Origin of the sequence: Sulfitobacter sp. AS59 (assembly GCF_038899995.1) — a bacterium.
Taxonomy (GTDB): domain Bacteria; phylum Pseudomonadota; class Alphaproteobacteria; order Rhodobacterales; family Rhodobacteraceae; genus Sulfitobacter.
This window is the reverse complement of record NZ_JBBMQK010000003.1, coordinates 440519-459517: the sequence shown is the minus strand read 5'-3', so window position 1 is coordinate 459517 and position 18999 is coordinate 440519. Positions and strand designations below refer to the sequence as shown.

Sequence of the window (18999 nt, the reverse complement as noted above, 5' to 3'; positions counted from 1 at the left end):
GTGCTGGTATGCGGAAAAATACATCCTCTTTTGCTGATCCCGTGTTCCCGTTTTTGCGGGACGAGGCCGCGCAGACGGCGGCTGCGCCGGTCAAGCAACCTTCCTACATCGCCAATCACCGCCAACGGCTACGCGCGCGCTTCATGCAAGGTGGGGCGGATCCCCTGCCAGATTATGAACTGCTGGAACTGGTGTTGTTCCGGGCCATTCCGCGCCGCGATGTCAAACCGCTGGCAAATGCACTGATGGAACAGTTTGGCGACTTTAACCGCGTCGTCACCGCGCCAGAGGCCCGCTTGCGTGACATTACAGGCGTGGGGGACGCTGTAATCGTAGAGCTCAAGATTATCGAGGCTGCCGCCCACCGCATGGCCCGGTCAAAGATCATGCAGCAACATGTGGTGTCCAGCTGGGATGCTCTTTTGGATTACTGCCACACCGTGATGGCCCACCGCGAAACCGAACAGTTTCGTGTGCTGTATCTGGACCGCAAGAATGTGATCATAGCTGACGAAGAACAGGCCAAGGGAACGGTTGACCATGTGCCCGTATACCCGCGCGAGGTTGCAAAACGCGCGCTTGAACTGAACGCCAGCGCGTTGATTTTGGTACACAATCATCCATCAGGCGACCCAACCCCGTCACAAGCTGACATCGACATGACAGGGCAGGTTCTGGCCGCCTGCGCGGCCCTCGGGATGACCCTGCATGACCATTTGATCATCGGAAAATCAACCGAGCTTAGTTTTCGATCCGAAGGGTATCTGTAGACTGCGGCTGACCTGTTCGGAATTGTGGAATTTACGGCATAGCCTGCGCCGGATATGACGTTAACCATGATTGATATGCCCATTCCCGATGACTTGTCCCTGTCGCAACGCAGCGGCCTGCCCGATGCACTGCGCAGCCTGATCGAGGCATATCCCCGCGCCGGATGGGTCCAGAATCCCAATTATTCGCAGTTGATCGCCTTTTGGCTGGACCGGCACCTCATGTTCCGCCGCCTGTTGGATCAATTGGACGGCGATGCAAAATCGGCGCTAGACGGGCTTGAAGCGCCAGACCAATACAAGCGCAAGCTGCACCGATTTGGCGGGATGCTGATCAACGAACTGCACGGGCATCACCAGATCGAAGACGCCCAGTATTTCCCCATCATGGCAAAGCTCGAGAAAACGGCAGAGCGGGGATTTGATATTCTAGATGCCGACCATCACAGCCTTGATGGTATCCTGTCAGACCTCGCAAACAGTGCGAATGCTGTCTTGCAACATGACGGCGCGACGGATGGGTTTATCGATGCGACGGCGGCGCTAAAGGGGCAGCTTGATGCTTTTCGTCCGATGCTGAACCGTCATCTGACGGACGAGGAAGAATTGGTTGTGCCGGTTCTGCTGAAATACGATCCGCCACAATTCCGCTAACGCACCCACACCTCGACCCGCCGGTTTGACTGACGGCCCCAAGAACTGTCATCACAGGCCATTGGCATCGCCTCACCAAAGGCATCAACATCCAGTGTGACGCGTTCCAGATTAACCGTAACCGCGGCAGTTGTGACAGCACGGCGCACTGCCTCTGCGCGGCGCAGGGCGATTTCACGGTTTCCGCGCGCGACCCCTTCGCCATCGCTGAACCCGACAAACAGCAAACGCCGCGCATCATATTGGCCCAGCTCCAGCGCACGGGCCAGTTGCTGCACATTTGACCGCGATTGCGCATCCAACCGCACCGATCCCGCCTCAAATCGGAACGTGGTGGAAAGCCGCGCCATCGGGGTCAACGTCGTGGTCATGCGCTGCAATTCCTCTAACGAGGTTTCCGGCCCCGCCACGCTGATGGCATTGGCAAAACGGTTGCCCTGATCATCAATCGCGATTTCTTCGGGGGTTTGGTCCACAAATCCGGCCCGGCGGATCACGATCTGCGCCGTGGGGCTGCGGGTGAAAGATAGAAAATCCCGCGCCAACTGTGGCAAGCGCCGTGCCGGAAAGTATAAAAACATCGGCGCGGTCAGGGGGTAATCCTCGGTTTTGACTGTGCGGCGGGACACGTCCAGCGCAAAACCGCAGCTTCCCGTAAGCGTCAGCACATCGGTGTTGCGCCGCTCGGCATAGCTGGTGATCCCCAAGGCAAAAGTATCGGCGGTCACCGCCTTCGCCAGATCTTCGGGCAGGGCATGTCGCGTGATATCAGCTGTCAGTTCCAATCCGGCGGGGCGCAAAACCTGATCTGTAATCGCCTGCGCCAACCCGCTGCTGTCGCTGGGCAGATGCAGATCAATCGGCGCATCCGGCCCGCCCAGCTTTTCCCAGTTTGTAATCTCGCCCGCGAACACCTGCGCCAATATAGCCGGCGAAATTGATGTGATCGGGTTAGAGGGCGACACGACAGGCACAACCGCATCCAAGGCCAGCACACGGCTGCGGTTCAGACCCGTCATATCGCCAAGCCCTGCCTCCCGAGCACGCTGCCGTTCTTGCGGACGCATCTCGCGTAGCGACATCACGATATCGGCCTCATCTGCCAATAAATCCGCGAAACCTTCGTCAGAATTGCTGGCATGAAAGCTAAAGCGGCCGACCAGATCGTCGGTTTTCTGGTCTCTCAGCTTATAGGTAAAATGGGTGCCTTCACCGTCCTGGCGCAGCGCGCGGTACCCGCTGCGCTTTGCAAAGGCATCGATCAACGCGGGCATCAACACCTGCCCCATGGTCGCTGATCCGGACAATCGCAGCTCTGCCACGTATTTATCTAGGTTCGGGCAGCCTGGCCCCGCGCATTGAACACCCGACCCATCGATGGTCAGTTCGCCATATTCCGTCTCAACCCGATAAAACTCACCGTCAAAGCCGAGCAAGGTACCGCTCAGCTCGATCTTGCCATCACGTGAGGTAAGCGCAACATCTTGCGCCGCCAGTTGTATCGCCCAGCCAGACAAGAAGAGTGCGGCGAAAGCCGCCGCACGTAGAGAAGTGAGCATGTGACCTCAGCTTTATTTAGTTGCTGGCAAGTTTCAGGTCTTCGAACAGATTATTCAACACCAGAAAGCTGCCCACGGCATCACAATCGGGGACAGCCAGTGTCAGATCGCGCGTGCGGATACCATCATCCGGCATCAATTCCAGCGTTTGCGCTTCGATTTCTTGACCGCAATTGGCTGTTGTTACCTCGGCCTCGACGCTTAGCGCGACACTACCGTTGCCACGGCCATGGGCGACAGGAAACGTATAGACTTCGGCCATCATGGGGGACGCAGCGCCCGTGTCGCCGTTCAGTGTGACAAAGCCACCCTCGCCCGTGATTGCCGAGGCCGTATCGCGCGGGTTACCCGACCAGATGTGGCCGGCATCGTCATAGCTGGCACCGAACTCAAACGCGTGCATCTGAAAACCGGACACGTCTTTCCATTGCAAAACCACCCGGTCAAAATCAACCAGATCTTCAACCTCAGTCTGCGCCACGGCACCTTCGCCGTTCCCGAAAGCAAGCACGAAAACCGCCGTTTCGCTGAGCGCTGGAACAGTGACATTCAGATCACCCGTCGCCGACGTGGTTTGCGTGAAAATCATACCTTTATGGTGAATATTAACCCGCTCATTCGGGAGGCATGTCGCCTTAAGTGTCAGGTTTACCATCGCAACTGCCATCGGGCGCGCCTCGGCAGTAATCTCGCAGGAATCAAGGGGGGGTTGCGGTGTTGGCTCAAGCGCAGAACTCTCACCCTCGGACGTAGCGGCCAAGGTTACATTGCTGTCCGGGGTCGGGCTGGCGCTGTAAATTTCACCGGGTTCAAAGGTGAATGCCGCCGATGTCAGCTCGATGTCTTGAACTTCAAGAATTGATGTTTCAGCATCGAGAGACTGAAGATGACGTTCCCGCGCCACTGCCTCTGACGCCGCACCATACCGTTTCGCGGCCGCGTCAGAGTTTTGCATTATGAAACCAATGCTCAAAGCACAGCCCAAAGTGCCTGCGACGGTAAGGATTTCTTTCGTACGTGACATGTCCAAGACCTCACTGGGAATGATTCCCAGTTAAATGTCGTACATAACCGCGTCTAAGCTAAGGCAGGGTGGGGGTATGAATATGGCTTTTTCTGGGCAGCCCTATCCTGCCCTATTAGATGTCGTAATAACCTTTTCCGTACTGAGAAAAGGCGCCGCCCTTGTCGCCGTAGCCGTATTTTCTCATCCGTTTTTCATCAATCTGGCTCAATACAAACCCGGTGATACGCTGGTTTGAATTTTGGAACATACGCATGGATTCATCCAAAAGAGCCCTGCTTGTGCTGTCCCATTTTACAGAGAACAGGATCGCGTCGGCACTTTCCGAAATGATACGTGCGTCAGGAACAACAAGTATCGGCGGCGTATCGATAATAATAAAATCATATCGTTTACGCATCTCAGCGATGAACGCCTTGAACGTATCAGACGAGAAAATATCCGCCGCGTTCACATTAGTTTTCTCGCCGGCAAGAACGTCTACGTCAAAGCCCTTTGGACGATGAACCGCGTCAGCAAAATCAACATCTTGGTTCAAAACGGATGCAATGCCTGTCGTTGGCAGCGTTGGGAAGTATTCGTTCAACGTGCGGCGCCTGATATCGCCCTCGATCAGCAGAACCGATTTTCCGAGACCTGACAGAAATTTCGCCAAGGACAGTGACACAGTGGTCTTACCCTCGCCCGGGATCGATGAAGTCGACACGATGACCTGCGGCTTCTTGTCCATATTCGAAAGCATCAAGGACGTCCGCAGATTGCGAATTGCCTCTGCCGCAGCTGATGTTGGTTTGTCCGAGAGGTACTGCAAGGTATCCTGACGCGCGCGGGTCGGGATAAGCGGCACCTGCCCCAAGACGTTAACGCCTGTGTAACTCTCGAGATCATCCGCCGTGCGGAATGTGCTCATTCTGAATTCACGTAGCAGCACAATGCCCGCACCAATCATGACACCAAGGATCATCGCAAGTGCGACGATCTGCGTTTTCTTGGGTGCGCTTGGCATTGCCGGTACAACAGCATGCGACAAAATACGACTATCTGCTTTTTGGATACCCTCTTGGGCAGATGTCTCTTTTAAACGCGTTAGAAAATACTCGTACAACAGGCGGGTTGCCTCCGACTCGCGGGTCAACTGTTGGAGCACAATCAGGTCTTCGCCTTGGCTTGCAACCTGTCTCCCCAACTCAACTTCCGACAAACGCAACGTGGTTAATTGCTGTTCAGCTCTTGCAGTGTCGACTCGAACACGGTCCAGGATTGTTTGATATCGTGAATTAAATGCGTTTTGGCTTACTTCTGATGCGAGCCCATCGCGTGCAATACGGGCCAGTGTGGCGTCTTTTGCAGCAGCCAGCTTTTCCTCGGTGGTTTGTGCTTGGTTTAATGCGCTCAGCATCGTTTCAAGCTCAATCTTCGATACCTCGGCGTTGGAAATCCGGTCCCGCATATCCTTAATTTGCCGCTCAAGTGCTTCTAGACCTTCGATCGACACAAGCTGCGTCTGCGCGGTGAAGCTTTTTACTTTCTTTTCAGCAATCTCAAGTTCAATTTGCAACTCAGACACGCGCTTGCTCAACCACTCTGTGGCTTGATCAGTCGCTGTGAATTTTACTTCAAGCTGGTTCCGAATATAGGTTTCGGCAAATGTATCTGCGATCTTGGCAGATTTCACAGGTGACTGGGTTTCTGCCGAGATATTAAAAACCAAGCTTTGGCGAATATTACTAACCGATATCTGACGCAGCAATTGCTCTGTGACGTTATCCCGAATTCTGTTTTCTTGTAGTGCCTCGCTTTGAGCCATTTCCTCGGACATACCCGAACCAAAAACCAATTTGACTGCCTTAATCCCACGCCCGACGACTGAAGGTTCTCTGAGTTCCGAGTTAAACTCCGGATCCTGTATAAGCTTCAGACGCTCGACTACTTTCTGGGCAAGACCGCGCGATTTCAAAACTTCAACTTCGGTATTAACCCCTGTGCTATCGCCGGACAGGCCACCCGAGATTGAGGGCAAACCTGCAAAATTGTCCTGCTTGGTCTCAAGAATCACAACCGCAGTAGATTGATACATAGGAACAGCTTTGAAATAGGCGTAGTATATCGCCAGACCCACGGTGCAGATGGTTACAAAGGCAATAAGCCACTTGCCACGCCACAGGGTCGTAATCAAAGCGCCAACATCGATCGTGTCATCTTCGGCTTCAAGACCGCCTTGTTTTTTTTGCAAAGTGTCGTTCATCTTGTTCCTGTCGTTCTTAAAAGGGGCAGCCAACGTGTTGGAGGCCGTCCCTCTACCAAAGCACTTTCAACTAAAGCTTGATCGATTGAATTTCGCCTGCCCAACCTGTGCGGTACTGCCCAGCATCTACAATTGCGAGACCCCTGAATATTGGGTGGACTACTAATGGGTTAGGCAAGAATTTCAACATAAAGTTGACTTTTACCCACGTGCTCGCCGCGTATTATTCATTCTGTTACTTCAAACCTTCTTTAGCAATAAATTCTGCGAGCTGAAAGATCAGCTGACCGCGCGCGCTGGCAATGCCCGCCGGGCCGCTTTTAGGGTCAAATGAAACGCTTTGGTCGAACAAGCCGGAACGCTCCCTACCGCCGCCTGAAACCGCAACAAAGTACTGGCCAGTCGCGCGAAACTGCCCTGTTTCGGTTGCCAGCAGCTCGGTAAAGCGCAGCTCAAGCCGGGCGTCGGGGTATGCCTCAAAGGGCCATGGTTCTGACGCGATGGGCCGGCCGGTCAACCGGGACAGGCTTTCGCTGATTTCCAGCGCCACGGCCCGTTCTGGCGCGTCCGCCCAGAGCGTGTCGGTCGAACTGACCAAGGTACCATCATTCTTCCGGATGTGGATTTCATCAGCCGCCGCATAGCTGGGCAGGGAGACATCACGCACTTCGACCGACCGGAATGCGATGCGCACCGTTTCTGTTACGGGAGGGAGCGTTACGGCATAGCGGTCCGCGGACCCGCAGGCGGTCAACGCCAAACACAACCCAAGAGCTGCAATATTTTTTACGACATGCATGTTTTACCGTCCCAGCAATAGCGAATTTGGATTACGTTCAATGGTCTTGGCCAAAGATGCAAGCGCATCAGCCGCTTTTTGGATATCCCGCATGGTTTCCTGTGCGGATCGGCTGATCTTTTCGCCTTCGTCATAGCCTTCGATGGTACGGCTGGCCTGATCGAACAGGGCCGATAGCCGATCAACGATCTGAGGCAGATCTTTTGCTGATACAGCGATATTGTCGGCTGCATTGCGGGCAGACGCCAAGGTTTGATTGACGTTTTCGATCGCACCACCCTCGCGCAATTCTTGCAAGGTATAGTTCAGCTCGTCCAAGGCGTTTTTCAACGATCCCGGCAGGGCAACTGCCTCTGGCGTATCAATCACGGCTTTGGCCGAACGGGTTAGTGCCGTCAACTCGTCCACCAATTCCTGAAGCTCAAGCTCGCTGGCTTTGGCGGCAACAGCTTGCACTTCTGTAATGAGTTCAGGCACCCCCTCAATGGAGGTCGAAAACCCATCAGCCGCACCTGATACCGCGTCCAGCGCATCCAACAGACGCTTTGCCATCTGCTCTTGCTCGAGCGTCGCGACCAAGGTTTCCACCCGCGACAATGTTGCATTCAGACTGACAGGGATGTTCTGAACGGAGTCGGATGAGACCAGTCCAGTGACCTCGTTGATAAGCGTCCGTACGTCTTTTGGGGTCTGCTGCAACTCGTCGCTGCCAATAAACGCCTGAGCGGAGTTCATCAGGCCGATGGCGCTGTTCAGAAGTTCCTCGATGGGTAGGTTGTTGATGCGGGTAAACACACCTTCGACAGTCGCGGCAGCGTCGGATGTCTCGTTTTTGGTGGTCGGCATGACGGGCAAACTATCCGCCGTCGCCTCAAGCCGCGCAAAGGGGGCATCCTCGACCACGATCATTTCCACCTTCAGGCCACCGGTCAGCAGACTGGCGCTGGCCAGACGGGCGCGCAACCCGTTCGCCACGCGATCTTGCAAAAACGCCAAGGCGCTTTCAGCAGACACTTCGCCGGGCAGGCCAAGACGCGCGGGCTGGATAGACAGGGTCGCGTTCAACCGAACCCCGCTGTCGCCAAACTGGTTATAATCCACGATCCCGGACAGCGCTTCGACTTGACCGATGTTCAACCCGCTCAGCTCGACCACCGCACCCACAGCAAGGCCCGAGATATTCTCGTCAAAGATCACACTCAGCTCGACCGGTTCAACCGCAGACGAATTAAAGACCGCGTTGCGCGCCTCTTCTTTGCTTGGGAAAATCTCGAAAACCGTCCCGTCTTGAACGCGACCGCCCCCTGAAACAAAAGTATCAAAGGTGATGCCCCCGCCGATCAGCGTGGCGATGGATGCAAAGTCAATCTCGGCCCCACCGGGGCCAATCGAAACGCTGAACCCCGAACTATCCCAAAACCGGGTAGAGCTGTTCACCAGATTGCGGTGCTCCTCATAGATCAGCGCCTCGACGATTGCGAAATTACCGCGGGGTGCGATCTCGGCCTTGCCCAGACGGCCCACTTCGATCCCGCGATACAGGATCGGCGCATCGTCAGTCAGCTGACCATTCCCTACGGTGCGAAACGCGATCTGCAAGCCGGTTTGGCCGGTCCGGATCAGGGGCGCAGATTCCGCGCCGCTAAAACGATTGGCGAATGAACCGATTTCATCATTCCACGACCCTTCGATGTAAACACCACTCAAAACGGTGCTTAGACCGGTGATCCCTTGGGCCGACACTTCGGGCTGAACGATCCAGAAGGCAGCGCTGTTATCGATATAGGGGGCAACGTCCTTGTCGACGCGGACTGTGGCGACCACCTTGTCCAAACCTTGGGAAAACCCAACGGCCTCGACCCGGCCAACGGTCACATCGCGAAACCGCAATTCGGTCTCACCTGCTTTGATGCCCGCACCGTTTTCAAACTCGATATATATTTGCGGTCCGCGCGCGTTATAGCTTTGCCAGGCCACGCCCAATGCAACCAAAAGCGCCAGAAACGGGATGATCCAAACGATCGATGCGCCGCTTAGGAATATCTTGCGCGCAGATTTGATCGGCACGTCAGGTGGTGTATCAGTCATTTTGCGTGGAATCCCCATCCCCTGCTTGGTCATCCCAAATCATACGAGAATCGAAAGCCTGTGCGGAAAGCATAGTGAAAATCACGGAAAGTGCGAAGAACATACTCGCCGGACCGGGATTGATAGTGGCTAGTGTCTTGAGTTGCACCAGAGATGATAAAATCGCAACCACAAAGATATCGATCATCGACCAGCGGCCAATGTATTCGACGATTTCATACATGAAATGCCGCGCATTGTTCGAGGCCATGCGGCGGCTTTTGACGCTGATCGCCAGATACGCAATGGCCCAGAATTTGGCCAACGGAATGACGACCGACGCCACCAGAATGATCGCCGCCACCCCAAAGGCACCGTGATGGGCCAATTCTACCGCACCGCTGATGATCGTGCTTTCGTCGTTCTGAAACAACGTCTTGGTGCGCAGCATCGGGTACACGTTTGCCGGGATATAGCACATCAACCCGACCACCCAGAATGCCCAGACACGTTGCAAACTGCCATAGTCACGCGACACCATCTTGTGCCCGCACCGCCCGCAAATCTGCGTGCCCATCGGCCACGCTTGGGTGCAACGGGTACAGGCCACAAGGCCCATCTGCCGCGCGCTTAGGATTTTTTTGGGTGTTCCAGAGAATTCCATACAGACCATCTACAAATAAAGTTCTCTTGGGCGACCACCAGAACCACCAAACCGCCAAACATCCAGAATGCAGGCCCAAACCCTACCGTTGCCAGATCGGCGATTTTGACCAGCGCCACAGCGCAACCTAGTGCAAAAATCTCGGCCATCGACCACGGGCGCAATGCCTCGGACGCACGAAAGGCCTGCATCGCATATCGGGCGGGTGGTAAATCCAGCACAACTGGGACCAGCACATAAAGCGTGATCACCACCCGGATCAACGGCACGATCAGGATCAAACCTGCCGTTGCCAAGGCCAGCAGCAAAAGCGGCCCGCTGGAAAACGCCAATGCAGCATCGATCACCGAGACCGAGTTTTTGTTGCCTGCCGCGTCGATGTTGAGGAACGGAAAGAACGCCGCGCCAATGATCAAAATGAACGTCGCGATTGAGATCGCGATGATAATCAGGCCCGCTTTGTGCCGGGGTGCGATCAGCAAGGTGTGACAGCGTTGGCAAACCGCCTTTTCACCCATCTTGGGGATTTTCAGATGATACACGGCATCGCATTTGGGACAGACAATCAGGTCTGTCAGCGGAATTTGCGTGTCTAGATCTGCGGTGTCCTTCATGGCGCTTTTATACAGTGTCTTTCGGCATTTGATATCCAAATCCGCACACGATTTAGTCATGAAAACCCGCATGTCACCCAGTAATGATTGGCTACTGACTGGAACGAATTCGCCACACAGGTGTTGGGAGGGAGAAGCAAATAACGAGCATGAAGGAGAGTAACGATGACACAGATTTCAAATGCAAAAATCATGATCCTTTCAACGAATGGTTTTGAGCAATCCGAGCTTGAGCGCCCCCTGAATGACCTGCGCGCCAAAGGTGCGACAGTGCATGTTGTGACCCCTGATGGCGAAGACATCAAAGGTTGGGATCAAAAGGATTGGGGTAACACCGTCCCCGCTGACAAGGCATTGGCCGACGTAAGTGTTGACGATTACAACGCTCTTGTCCTGCCCGGCGGTCAAATGAACCCAGACATTCTGCGCGCGAACAAAGACGCCGTTGCACTGATCAAAGCGTTTGGCGATTCCGGCAAGCCGATTGCCGCCATCTGCCACGCACCTTGGTTGCTGATCGAGGCCGGTATTATCGAGGGTCGCAAAGCAACCTCATACGGGTCCATCGCCACCGATCTGAAAAATGCCGGCGCGCATTTTGAGGACAGCGAAGTTGTGGTTGATCAGGCGATCATCACCAGCCGTTCGCCCGAAGATCTGGATGCGTTCATCGCAAAGATCGTTGAAGAGGTCGAAGAAGGCAAACACGACCGCGAAGCTGCCTAAATCCGGCTTGCGTATCGTATCGAAAAGGCAGGGTTCGCGCCCTGCCTTTTTGGTTTTCAGCCCAACGCCTGCGTGATGCTTTTGGCCAGCTTTTCGACAAGTTCATCAATTTGGGCATCGGTGATGATAAACGGTGGTGCCAGCAGCACGTGATCCCCGGTTTTCCCGTCAATCGTGCCCGCCATCGGATAGCAGATCAGCCCATTTTCAAACGCGTGTTTCTTGATCTTTGCGGCGATCCCCATGGACGGATCAAACGGCGCTTTGGTGCTGCGATCAGCCACCATTTCAACGCCCATGAACAAGCCCCGCCCCCGAATATCACCCACGTTCGGATGCTGGCCAAAGGCGGCATTTAACGCGCTGCGCAGCGTGTCACCCTGACGTTGCACATTGGACAGCAGATCGCGCCCCAGCACCGCAGAAACCACGGCGACACCGGCGGCGGCGGCCGTGGGGTGGCCCACGTAGGTATGCCCATGTTGGAAAAAGCCTGTGCCGTCTTGAATGGCCTGATAAATCTCTGCCGTGCACAGCATTGCCCCGATGGGTTGGTATCCACCGCCCAACCCCTTGGCGATACACAAGATATCCGGATTCACGCCTTCCTGCATGCAAGCAAATAACGCACCGGTGCGCCCCATGCCGCACATGACCTCGTCCAAGATCAGCAACACGCCGTATTGATCGCAAATCTCGCGGATGCGTTTGAAATACCCCGGTGCGGCGGTCAGCGCGCCCGACGTCGCCCCCACCACAGGTTCGGCAATAAACGCCATCACGGTTTCAGGGCCGACACGCAGCAATTCCGCCTCAAGCAGGTTGGCGGCGCGGAGGCCATATTCTTCGGGCGTTTCGCCGTCGTGCATCAGTCGGTATTCATAGCAGGGATCGATATGGCTGATATCCAGCAACAACGGCGCAAATTGCGCACGCCGCCATTCGTTCCCGCCTACAGACAATGCGCCGATGGTATTACCGTGATAGCTTTGCTTGCGGGCGATGATGCGGCCTCGGTCGGGCTGTCCGCGTTCGACATAGTACTGGCGGGCAAGTTTCAGCGCGGCCTCGACCGCCTCTGACCCGCCGGACACCAGATAGACACGATCCAGATCGCCCGGCGCATGTTCGATCAACAGATCGGCAAGGGCCTCAGCCGGTTCAGAGGTAAAGAACCCCGTATGCGCATAGGCAAGACTGTCCAACTGCGCCTTGATCGCGTCAATCACCTCGTGGTCGCCATGGCCAAGGCACGACACCGCCGCGCCACCTGATGCGTCCAAATACTGCTTGCCGCTGGCGTCGGTCAGATAGCACCCCTCGCCACTGACGGCGACTGGGGGCAGGTTGCGGGTGTGACGGGGAAAGACATGCGACATCGGGTTATCCTTGGTTAAGGGTTAGGCAGCACCGGGCAGCAACACGTTGCGCGCCCCTTCCTCAAAGTTATCAATCGTCTGGGGCCAGACCGTTCCGGGCCAACGCAGTTCCATCTCGCGTTTTCGGGGGCGGTACACGGCGGTGTATAGCGTACCAAAACCGGCATTAAAGGCATGAGAATACAAGGGCGGCTTTAGGAACGTCCCAATGAATTTCTCTTCGGGGTCGCGGTGGAAACGCAGGCGTTGCAGCAGATACCGTTCGCGTTCGACCGTGGCTGTAAACCGTGCGTGGCTGATCCATTCAACGGTTTCTTGGTGGTTGGTTGCCACAGCGGCATTGGTGATCAATGCCTCCCGGTCAGGGGCCATGAACGCCGTCAGATACTTGCGTTTGCGGTCCAGCACGGTGACGTTATAGCTCATGTGGGTTGGAACGCGCGCCAGCACCTCGCCTGCCTGTTCGGTGGTTTCGCAGGTTTGCAAAACATAGCGCAGGATCAACGGCACGCCAAACCCCACACCCACAACGCGCCTGCCCCCAAAGGTCAGCGAGATCGACAGGCCCGCGTCATTCACCCCGTCCACCAACCCGAACAACCCGTCCGAGGTGCCCATAACTTTGCGGCCCTGCCATCCCGTGTGCAAAACCAGGCTGTCAAAAGCGTTGATGTTGTAGTCGTAATTACGGACCAAAACCGGTTCTCTGCCACCCCACACGGCCTGACTGCACCCCGACAGATAGGGCGGCGGACAATAAAAGCTTAGGAACCGCGCGGCCAGATCACCGCCGCCGGCCTGCTCGCACAGTTCCTCGTAAAGGGGGACCATCTCGGGCATGTGGGTTTTCAGCGCGCGCAGGCATTCCGCATAGGTCGGGCGCACGGATTCGCCCTCCTTCAGCCACCATTTACGGTAGTGAGGCCAGTATTCTGCGAAAAGCCCGGCCCATTTAGGACCGGGCGTTTCTTCTGATATCGCACGCCAAAGCATGTGCTGGCCTCTCGGGGCTTAGAGAATTTTAAAAGCCGGGTCTGAAAACGCCGGACCTGCCTCTGCCACAGGCAAAGGCCGACCGTGCACCGACTGCTTGATGCCGTGAATCCACTTTTTCGCGCGCTCATTCAACTGGAATGATTTGGTCATCGACCGGCCACGGGTCACAAGGATGCCAATATCGGCCCCTTCATAGCGGTAATCACCGGGTTGTAGGATGCGCAAAAAGAACGCTTCGTTTTCGGATTCGACCGCGCGGCGGTGATAATCGAAACGGTCAAACACCACACGCCCGTCTTCGAGCATCTTATAGATACCGGTTTCCGGCGCGTCGCTACAGATATCAACGCTGTCCTCGGTATGTTTGATCACCATTTGCGACCAGCCATCGATCATCGCGGGGTCGGCCCAACGATCGTTCAGCTCGGCCGTGTCCAGATTGAATTTCTTTTTCGAGAACTCAAGCAAGTGGAACAGGAACAGCGGCGCATCGGCATGGGCAAACGCCGCGTGGTTGGTCATGGATGACGCGCCGGTAATGCGCGGGTTCAATTCGCCCAGCCACAGATCGCCGGTCTTTTTGTCGATCAGGAAGTCGAGCTCGAAATACCCGCGATACCCTTCCTTACGGAGCTGCTCACCGAATTTGAACGTCAGCTCGCGCGCGCGCTGCCGCACCTTGGGCGGGAAGGCCGTGGATAGAATTTCGTTGCCACACCAGCCGCCGCGATAGGGTGTCAGGTCTTTGAAACCGACCAGCTCGGTCATCAGCGGGCCAACGATTGTACCTTCTTTTGTGGCACAAGCCTCGATCGCGGAACCACGGCAATCGATGCGTTTCATGATCTTGATCTCGCCCTCGCCGACAATCTCGGATTCGTGACGACGGAAATCAGCCTCGGATTTGATAAAGAACGTGGTGTGCCCGCTGTCACCAAAGGCCGATTGCAGCACCAGATCGTGGCCGATCCCCGCCTTTTCGCAGGTCTTTTTCAGATCTTCATAGCTTTTGACCTCGGCCAGCACGTTCGGTACCGATGGCACACCCGCTTTGTTGCCGATCCGGACGGTTTCAATCTTGTTGTCCATCTTGGTGCGCAGCTTGGCCTTGGGGAACCAGACATCGGCACCCAGTTCTTTAGACAGACGCTCGGTTTCCTCGTCGAACATCAGGAACACAAACTTGGGCTTGCCGCCGCGGCGCTTGATGAAATCAATCACCTCTTTGTGCTGCAACAGATAGTTGTTGATGTCTTCGATGCTTTGGAATTCGGCGTGCGGCTGTTCGGACGGGCAGAACACATTGGGGTGCTTGCCGCCGTAGCAGTCGATGTAGCAGATATATTTAAAGTTCTTCACCCATTCATCGAGACCCAACAGGTTAAAGTTGGTGGCCGAGATGAAATAGATCGGGTCTTCGTTACGGTGAAAGAACCGGCGGATTTCCGAGATATTCTTGAGAACAGTCGTGGACATAGGATGGGTTCCTTTTGTTATTCAGGTGAAGACGAGAGGTTTTTCTTGCGCACACGTTTGAGCGCAGCATCGGTAAAGACACGCAGCCCCAGATCGGGCCGGTAGCCGTGAATTTCGCTGACATCCAAGGCGCGCATGAAGGACAAAATTTCCTGGCTGACGACCTGCCCCGGCACAAGGATCGGAAAGCCGGGCGGATAGGGGATGATAAAGCTGGCCGATACCACCGTTTCACCCGCATCCATCGCCTCGCGTAGGGTGCCGTTAAGGTCCAGATAATCGGTGTTCTTTTCATCATAAGCGAGGAAGAACGCGGTGCGAATATCCCCTTCCGAGGTCACGTTATCGGCGCGGAATGCATCGTGAAAACGGCTGAAGTCTGGCAGCGGCGGATAATTTTCCATCAGGTTCGACACCCGATTGTCGAACGAGCGGCGTTCCATCTTGCTGGCATCATCCAGCAGATCATCCAGCGATTTGGCGATCTCGACCAGCACTTCGATCAGATAGGCGACGCTGGACCGGGTCGTGCCGATGTTGGTCATGAACAACACAGTGTTGCGCGATGTTTTGTTGATCTGGATGCCGTATTTATCCATCAGGATATCGGTCTTGAACGTGTCACCGTCCCAGCCCGTGCCGCCCACCAAAAGGGTCACGCGGCTGGCATCCAGAACGAACTGGTCTTTCTCCCAGCAGTCCCACATGTCGGTCCAGCCCTGTTCCTGATCGTAATAGCTGGTGACCCCGCTTTCGCGATATTCCTCGGGGATCATATCGCCTGCGGTCAGTACCTTGAAATATTTGCTAAGCAGCGGATGGTCGGCGATGGCGCGGCGCATCGACAGGGCCGCTTCGATCTGGCGTTGGACGAATTCGAACCCTTCCAGCTCAACCTGCCTGCGACCTACATCCAATGACGCAATGATCTGATAGTTGGGCGATGTGGATGTATGGGTCATGTAAGCTTCGTGGAACGACTGTTCCACCTCGCCTTTAAAGTCCTGGTCGTTGACATGCAGCATCGACCCCTGACGCAAAGACGTCAGCGTTTTATGGGTCGATTGCGTGGTATAGACCCGCACCCGCGACGTTGGCGGCGGGATCAACCGTGTGTTCAGCAGGGTTTCGTCATCTGCATCTTTCAGCGTGGCCTGCTGCGCCTCATAGGCTTCGGCGTGTTTGGCCGTCTTGAACTTTTCGCGCAGGGTATTGGCGGCATTCATACCTGTGCGCTGGCGATATGTCGGGTTGAAACGGGCAAAGGCAAACCATGCCTCGTCCCACAGGAAAACGAGGTCGGGCTTGATCGCCAGACATTCTTCCATGACGCGTTCGACGTTATAAACCAGCCCATCAAAGGTACAGTTGGTCAGCAACAACATACGCACCTGATCCAGCTTGCCCGCCGCCTTGAGCGTCAGCAATTGCTGCTTGATCTCGCGCAGGGGCACGGCACCGTACATCGAATATTCATTCAACGGATAGCTATCAAGGTAACAGACCTGCGCGCCCGCCAGCACCATGCCGTAATGGTGCGATTTATGGCAATCGCGGTCGACCAGCACGATGTCACCGGGCCGCACCAACGCCTGAACGACGATCTTGTTACAGGTCGATGTACCGTTGGTGGCAAAGAACGTCTGCTTTGATCCGAACGCCCGCGACGCCAGTTCTTGCGCCTCTTTGATCGGGCCGTGCGGTTCCAGCAAACTATCCAACCCGCCAGACGTGGCAGAGGTTTCGGCAAGGAAGATATTGGGCCCGTAAAACGCGCCCATATCTTGAATCCAGTGGGAACGGGTGATCGATTTGCCGCGGCTGATCGGCATCGCGTGGAACACGCCCGTGGGCTGTTTGGAGTATTCGACAAGTGCGGTGAAAAACGGCGATTTGTTCCGCGCCTGCACACCGCGCAGAATATTCAGGTGCAGCTCCATAAAGTCTTCTTGGTTATAGAAAACCCGCCGACAGATACCCAGATCAAGGCCTGCGATGTCTTCGACCGACCGTTCGGTGACCAGATAGGCGTCCAGTTCAGGCCGCACCTTGGCGATCATCCGGCACAGTTCGGGGCCATAGTTTTCGGGCTGCAGTTTTTCGATCTCTTCCTGACCACCTGCACGCGCCAGATAGCGGGTCAAAATCTGTTTATCCATTTTGGATTTCAGCGTCAGACCGGGGCGCACAACGATGGCTTGGATGTTGTAGTTAAACAGCACGGCAATCAGCGCGTCTTCGATGGATTTGACGACCACCGCCTCGTAATGAAACGGGTCTTCAGGGCGGCGCATGCGGCTGACGTTGGATTTCAGCCAGCGTTCCTGCTGTTCGCTTACATCGTCAACGATCAAAACCTCGAAATAGGGTTTCGTCAGCGCCCGCGCTTCGGGGGACAGCATTGCCTCGTCGTCATGTTCTTCGTTGTCGATGCTGTCACGCTCAAGCGGGATGGACCGGCGGCGATAGGCCCCTGTGGTCAGCCCACGGGCGATGCGGTTGATGGCGAATGCCATGTCTTCAAAGTTGTTGTGATTCAGCATCCGCTGCAGATGTTCGAACGCAGGCATGCCCGGAAATGCCCAATAGGGTTCAATCAAGGCAAGTGATGCAAAAAGCTCTTGGCATGTTCCCCGCAGTTTTTCGATCTCTGCGGGGCTTGCTTTGCGGGTCAGGGCTGTTGCCGCCCCGCGCAGTGCGCTCCACCTGTCCGACCGCAACTGAATTGCCGACGAATAGTTGTTCATAGAATGCATCAATCGTACTCCGGTTAGGGCGTCCGCTTTTGCATCCTGCGCCCCGGCCAAAGACTGGCCGGGACAAGATACAAAAGCTTAGCCGCTGGATGTTGGACCGCTTCCGGCGGGTGCGCCGGGTTTTACGGGTGGGTTCGGTGGTGCAGCGGCAGGGACCGCAGCGACATGAGGTTCAGCCGGAACTGTCGCTGTTCCAGCAGTTGGGTTTGGTAAAGGTTCGTGTGCGAAGCTGGGTGTCGCATCTTGCCCCTTAAAGGTTGGCGCATCGGGGATAAGTTGCGCGGGCACATCAACATGCAGACCCGCACGCGTACCTTGATGAGGTATTTCAAGCGGGCCAAGCGTGTTCAAATAGGCGTCTGTTCCGCTGGTGCGATCATAGACCGAGAAATCGGTAGACCGGTCGCGGAAGGATTTCAGAACCTGGCCCAAACCCTTCATACCGGTTTCACGCTGACGGCGAACCATCGACAAGTCAACTTCGATCGGGAACATGTCTTCTTGGCCAGCGGATTGGTGTAGCACCATCGATGTCGGATCAACGACCAAGGATTTGCCAACGCCGCCCGCCCCAAGGCCGTTCACCGCAAAGACATAGCACTGGAATTGCGCCGCCGTTGCGCGCGCGATGGCCAGTTCGGCGTCACGGTCGGTGGTGCCCGTCAGAACAGGCGTCAAAAGAACTTCGACGCCCTGGCTGGTCAGCTGGCGCGTGGTTTCCGGGAACCACATGTCATAGCAGATCGACAGGCCGAAACGGCCGACTTCTGGCACGTCAAAGACGCAGAATTCAGTGCCCGCCGCGATACCGGATTCGTAAGGCCGGAACGGGAACATCTTGGCATAGCGGCGAATGATCTCGCCCTCGGGGTTGATCACCACGGCGGTGTTATAAACGCGGCCATCCTCGGGGTTTTTCAAAAACATCGATCCGGGGATCAGCCAAACGCGGTGCTTGCGCGCGGCGGCTTGAAACTTCTCTAGTGTTTCGTTTTCCGGCGGCAGGGCAAAGCGATCCAACGGGCCAAAGGGGGCCAGTTCCGAAAACAGAACCATCTGTGTCCACGGGAAACGCGCCATCAGAATATCCAGCCGCTGGATCATTCCATCGACGTTGGATTCCAAAGCATTGACGTACATTTGCACGCCTGCAATCGCAAAAGGTGTCATAAGAAGTTACTCCGTCCAAGGGGGCGTTTCTGGCGGGACATATTCCCGCCAGAGGCCCAAGTTGGACAGTCCATACCCCGTCTGTTCAGAATACTAAACA

15 protein-coding genes are annotated in these 18999 nt (G+C 55.7%); 3 read left to right on the top strand and 12 right to left on the bottom strand.

The genetic code is table 11. The features are described from left to right. Positions 1-8 precede the first annotated feature (8 nt). Both radC and WNY39_RS09650 read left to right on the top strand, forming a co-directional pair. Positions 9-770, top strand: coding sequence for a DNA repair protein RadC (gene radC, locus WNY39_RS09655; RefSeq protein WP_342845329.1), 762 nt, complete (start codon positions 9-11; stop codon positions 768-770). Positions 771-836: 66 nt separating this feature from the next. Continuing rightward, positions 837-1424 carry a hemerythrin domain-containing protein gene (locus tag WNY39_RS09650; protein WP_342845328.1) on the top strand — a complete coding sequence of 196 codons (588 nt, stop codon included), beginning with the start codon at positions 837-839 and terminating at the stop codon, positions 1422-1424. On the opposite strand, the gene WNY39_RS09645 is transcribed toward WNY39_RS09650, so the two are convergent. The 7 genes from WNY39_RS09645 to WNY39_RS09615 form a co-directional block, all read right to left on the bottom strand. After that, entirely contained in the window at positions 1421-2983 is a 1563-nt protein-coding gene (locus WNY39_RS09645) for a phosphate ABC transporter substrate-binding/OmpA family protein (protein WP_342845327.1), read from the bottom strand. The genes WNY39_RS09650 and WNY39_RS09645 overlap by 4 nt on opposite strands. Before the next feature lie 16 nt (positions 2984-2999). Further along, positions 3000-4007: a hypothetical protein gene (locus tag WNY39_RS09640; RefSeq protein ID WP_342845326.1), complete on the bottom strand. Its 1008-nt coding sequence runs from the start codon at positions 4005-4007 to the stop codon at positions 3000-3002. A 115-nt stretch (positions 4008-4122) separates the two neighbouring features. Continuing rightward, positions 4123-6252: a polysaccharide biosynthesis tyrosine autokinase gene (locus WNY39_RS09635; protein WP_342845325.1), complete on the bottom strand. Its 2130-nt coding sequence runs from the start codon at positions 6250-6252 to the stop codon at positions 4123-4125. Positions 6253-6487: 235 nt separating this feature from the next. Further along, positions 6488-7051 (bottom strand): ABC-type transport auxiliary lipoprotein family protein, encoded by a 564-nt coding sequence (locus WNY39_RS09630; RefSeq protein ID WP_342845323.1) that lies wholly within the window; start codon positions 7049-7051, stop codon positions 6488-6490. A gap of 3 nt (positions 7052-7054) precedes the next feature. Then, positions 7055-9139: an MlaD family protein gene (locus WNY39_RS09625; RefSeq protein WP_342845322.1), complete on the bottom strand. Its 2085-nt coding sequence runs from the start codon at positions 9137-9139 to the stop codon at positions 7055-7057. Continuing rightward, positions 9132-9737 carry a paraquat-inducible protein A gene (locus tag WNY39_RS09620; RefSeq protein WP_341233647.1) on the bottom strand — a complete coding sequence of 202 codons (606 nt, stop codon included), beginning with the start codon at positions 9735-9737 and terminating at the stop codon, positions 9132-9134. Before WNY39_RS09620 ends, WNY39_RS09625 begins: the two co-directional genes overlap by 8 nt. Positions 9738-9748: 11 nt before the next feature. Then, entirely contained in the window at positions 9749-10396 is a 648-nt protein-coding gene (locus tag WNY39_RS09615) for a paraquat-inducible protein A (protein ID WP_341232889.1), read from the bottom strand. A 165-nt stretch (positions 10397-10561) separates the two neighbouring features. Between WNY39_RS09615 and WNY39_RS09610 the strand changes: the two genes are divergently transcribed. Beyond that, complete coding sequence (locus WNY39_RS09610; protein ID WP_341232888.1) at positions 10562-11122, top strand: type 1 glutamine amidotransferase domain-containing protein; 561 nt, start codon at positions 10562-10564, stop codon at positions 11120-11122. A 56-nt stretch (positions 11123-11178) separates the two neighbouring features. On the opposite strand, the gene WNY39_RS09605 is transcribed toward WNY39_RS09610, so the two are convergent. The 5 genes from WNY39_RS09605 to WNY39_RS09585 all read right to left on the bottom strand — a co-directional run bounded on the left by WNY39_RS09605 (position 11179) and on the right by WNY39_RS09585 (position 18899). Further along, positions 11179-12501, bottom strand: coding sequence for an aspartate aminotransferase family protein (locus WNY39_RS09605; protein WP_342845321.1), 1323 nt, complete (start codon positions 12499-12501; stop codon positions 11179-11181). A gap of 21 nt (positions 12502-12522) precedes the next feature. Then, positions 12523-13494: a C45 family peptidase gene (locus tag WNY39_RS09600; RefSeq protein ID WP_341232886.1), complete on the bottom strand. Its 972-nt coding sequence runs from the start codon at positions 13492-13494 to the stop codon at positions 12523-12525. 18 nt (positions 13495-13512) lie between these two features. Beyond that, positions 13513-14973, bottom strand: a complete 1461-nt coding sequence (locus tag WNY39_RS09595; protein WP_341232885.1) for a biotin carboxylase — start codon at positions 14971-14973, stop codon at positions 13513-13515. Positions 14974-14990: 17 nt separating this feature from the next. Continuing rightward, positions 14991-17729 (bottom strand): aminotransferase class I/II-fold pyridoxal phosphate-dependent enzyme, encoded by a 2739-nt coding sequence (locus WNY39_RS09590; protein WP_342845319.1) that lies wholly within the window; start codon positions 17727-17729, stop codon positions 14991-14993. A 78-nt stretch (positions 17730-17807) separates the two neighbouring features. Next, positions 17808-18899, bottom strand: coding sequence for a carbon-nitrogen hydrolase family protein (locus tag WNY39_RS09585; RefSeq protein WP_342845318.1), 1092 nt, complete (start codon positions 18897-18899; stop codon positions 17808-17810). Positions 18900-18999: the final 100 nt, after the last annotated feature.

Excerpts from the sequence above, each read along its gene's own strand:
- WNY39_RS09640 (WP_342845326.1), bottom strand. The coding sequence starts at position 4,007 with ATGTCACGTACGAAAGAAATCCTTACCGTCGCAGGCACTTTGGGCTGT.
- WNY39_RS09600 (WP_341232886.1), bottom strand. The coding sequence starts at position 13,494 with ATGCTTTGGCGTGCGATATCAGAAGAAACGCCCGGTCCTAAATGGGCC.
- WNY39_RS09605 (WP_342845321.1), bottom strand. The coding sequence starts at position 12,501 with ATGTCGCATGTCTTTCCCCGTCACACCCGCAACCTGCCCCCAGTCGCC.
- WNY39_RS09645 (WP_342845327.1), bottom strand. The coding sequence starts at position 2,983 with ATGCTCACTTCTCTACGTGCGGCGGCTTTCGCCGCACTCTTCTTGTCT.
- WNY39_RS09585 (WP_342845318.1), bottom strand. The coding sequence starts at position 18,899 with ATGACACCTTTTGCGATTGCAGGCGTGCAAATGTACGTCAATGCTTTG.
- WNY39_RS09650 (WP_342845328.1), top strand. The coding sequence starts at position 837 with ATGATTGATATGCCCATTCCCGATGACTTGTCCCTGTCGCAACGCAGC.
- WNY39_RS09615 (WP_341232889.1), bottom strand. The coding sequence starts at position 10,396 with ATGAAGGACACCGCAGATCTAGACACGCAAATTCCGCTGACAGACCTG.
- WNY39_RS09635 (WP_342845325.1), bottom strand. The coding sequence starts at position 6,252 with ATGAACGACACTTTGCAAAAAAAACAAGGCGGTCTTGAAGCCGAAGAT.
- WNY39_RS09620 (WP_341233647.1), bottom strand. The coding sequence starts at position 9,737 with ATGGGCCTTGTGGCCTGTACCCGTTGCACCCAAGCGTGGCCGATGGGC.
- WNY39_RS09590 (WP_342845319.1), bottom strand. The coding sequence starts at position 17,729 with ATGCATTCTATGAACAACTATTCGTCGGCAATTCAGTTGCGGTCGGAC.
- radC (WP_342845329.1), top strand. The coding sequence starts at position 9 with ATGCGGAAAAATACATCCTCTTTTGCTGATCCCGTGTTCCCGTTTTTG.
- WNY39_RS09610 (WP_341232888.1), top strand. The coding sequence starts at position 10,562 with ATGACACAGATTTCAAATGCAAAAATCATGATCCTTTCAACGAATGGT.
- WNY39_RS09625 (WP_342845322.1), bottom strand. The coding sequence starts at position 9,139 with ATGACTGATACACCACCTGACGTGCCGATCAAATCTGCGCGCAAGATA.
- WNY39_RS09630 (WP_342845323.1), bottom strand. The coding sequence starts at position 7,051 with ATGCATGTCGTAAAAAATATTGCAGCTCTTGGGTTGTGTTTGGCGTTG.
- WNY39_RS09595 (WP_341232885.1), bottom strand. The coding sequence starts at position 14,973 with ATGTCCACGACTGTTCTCAAGAATATCTCGGAAATCCGCCGGTTCTTT.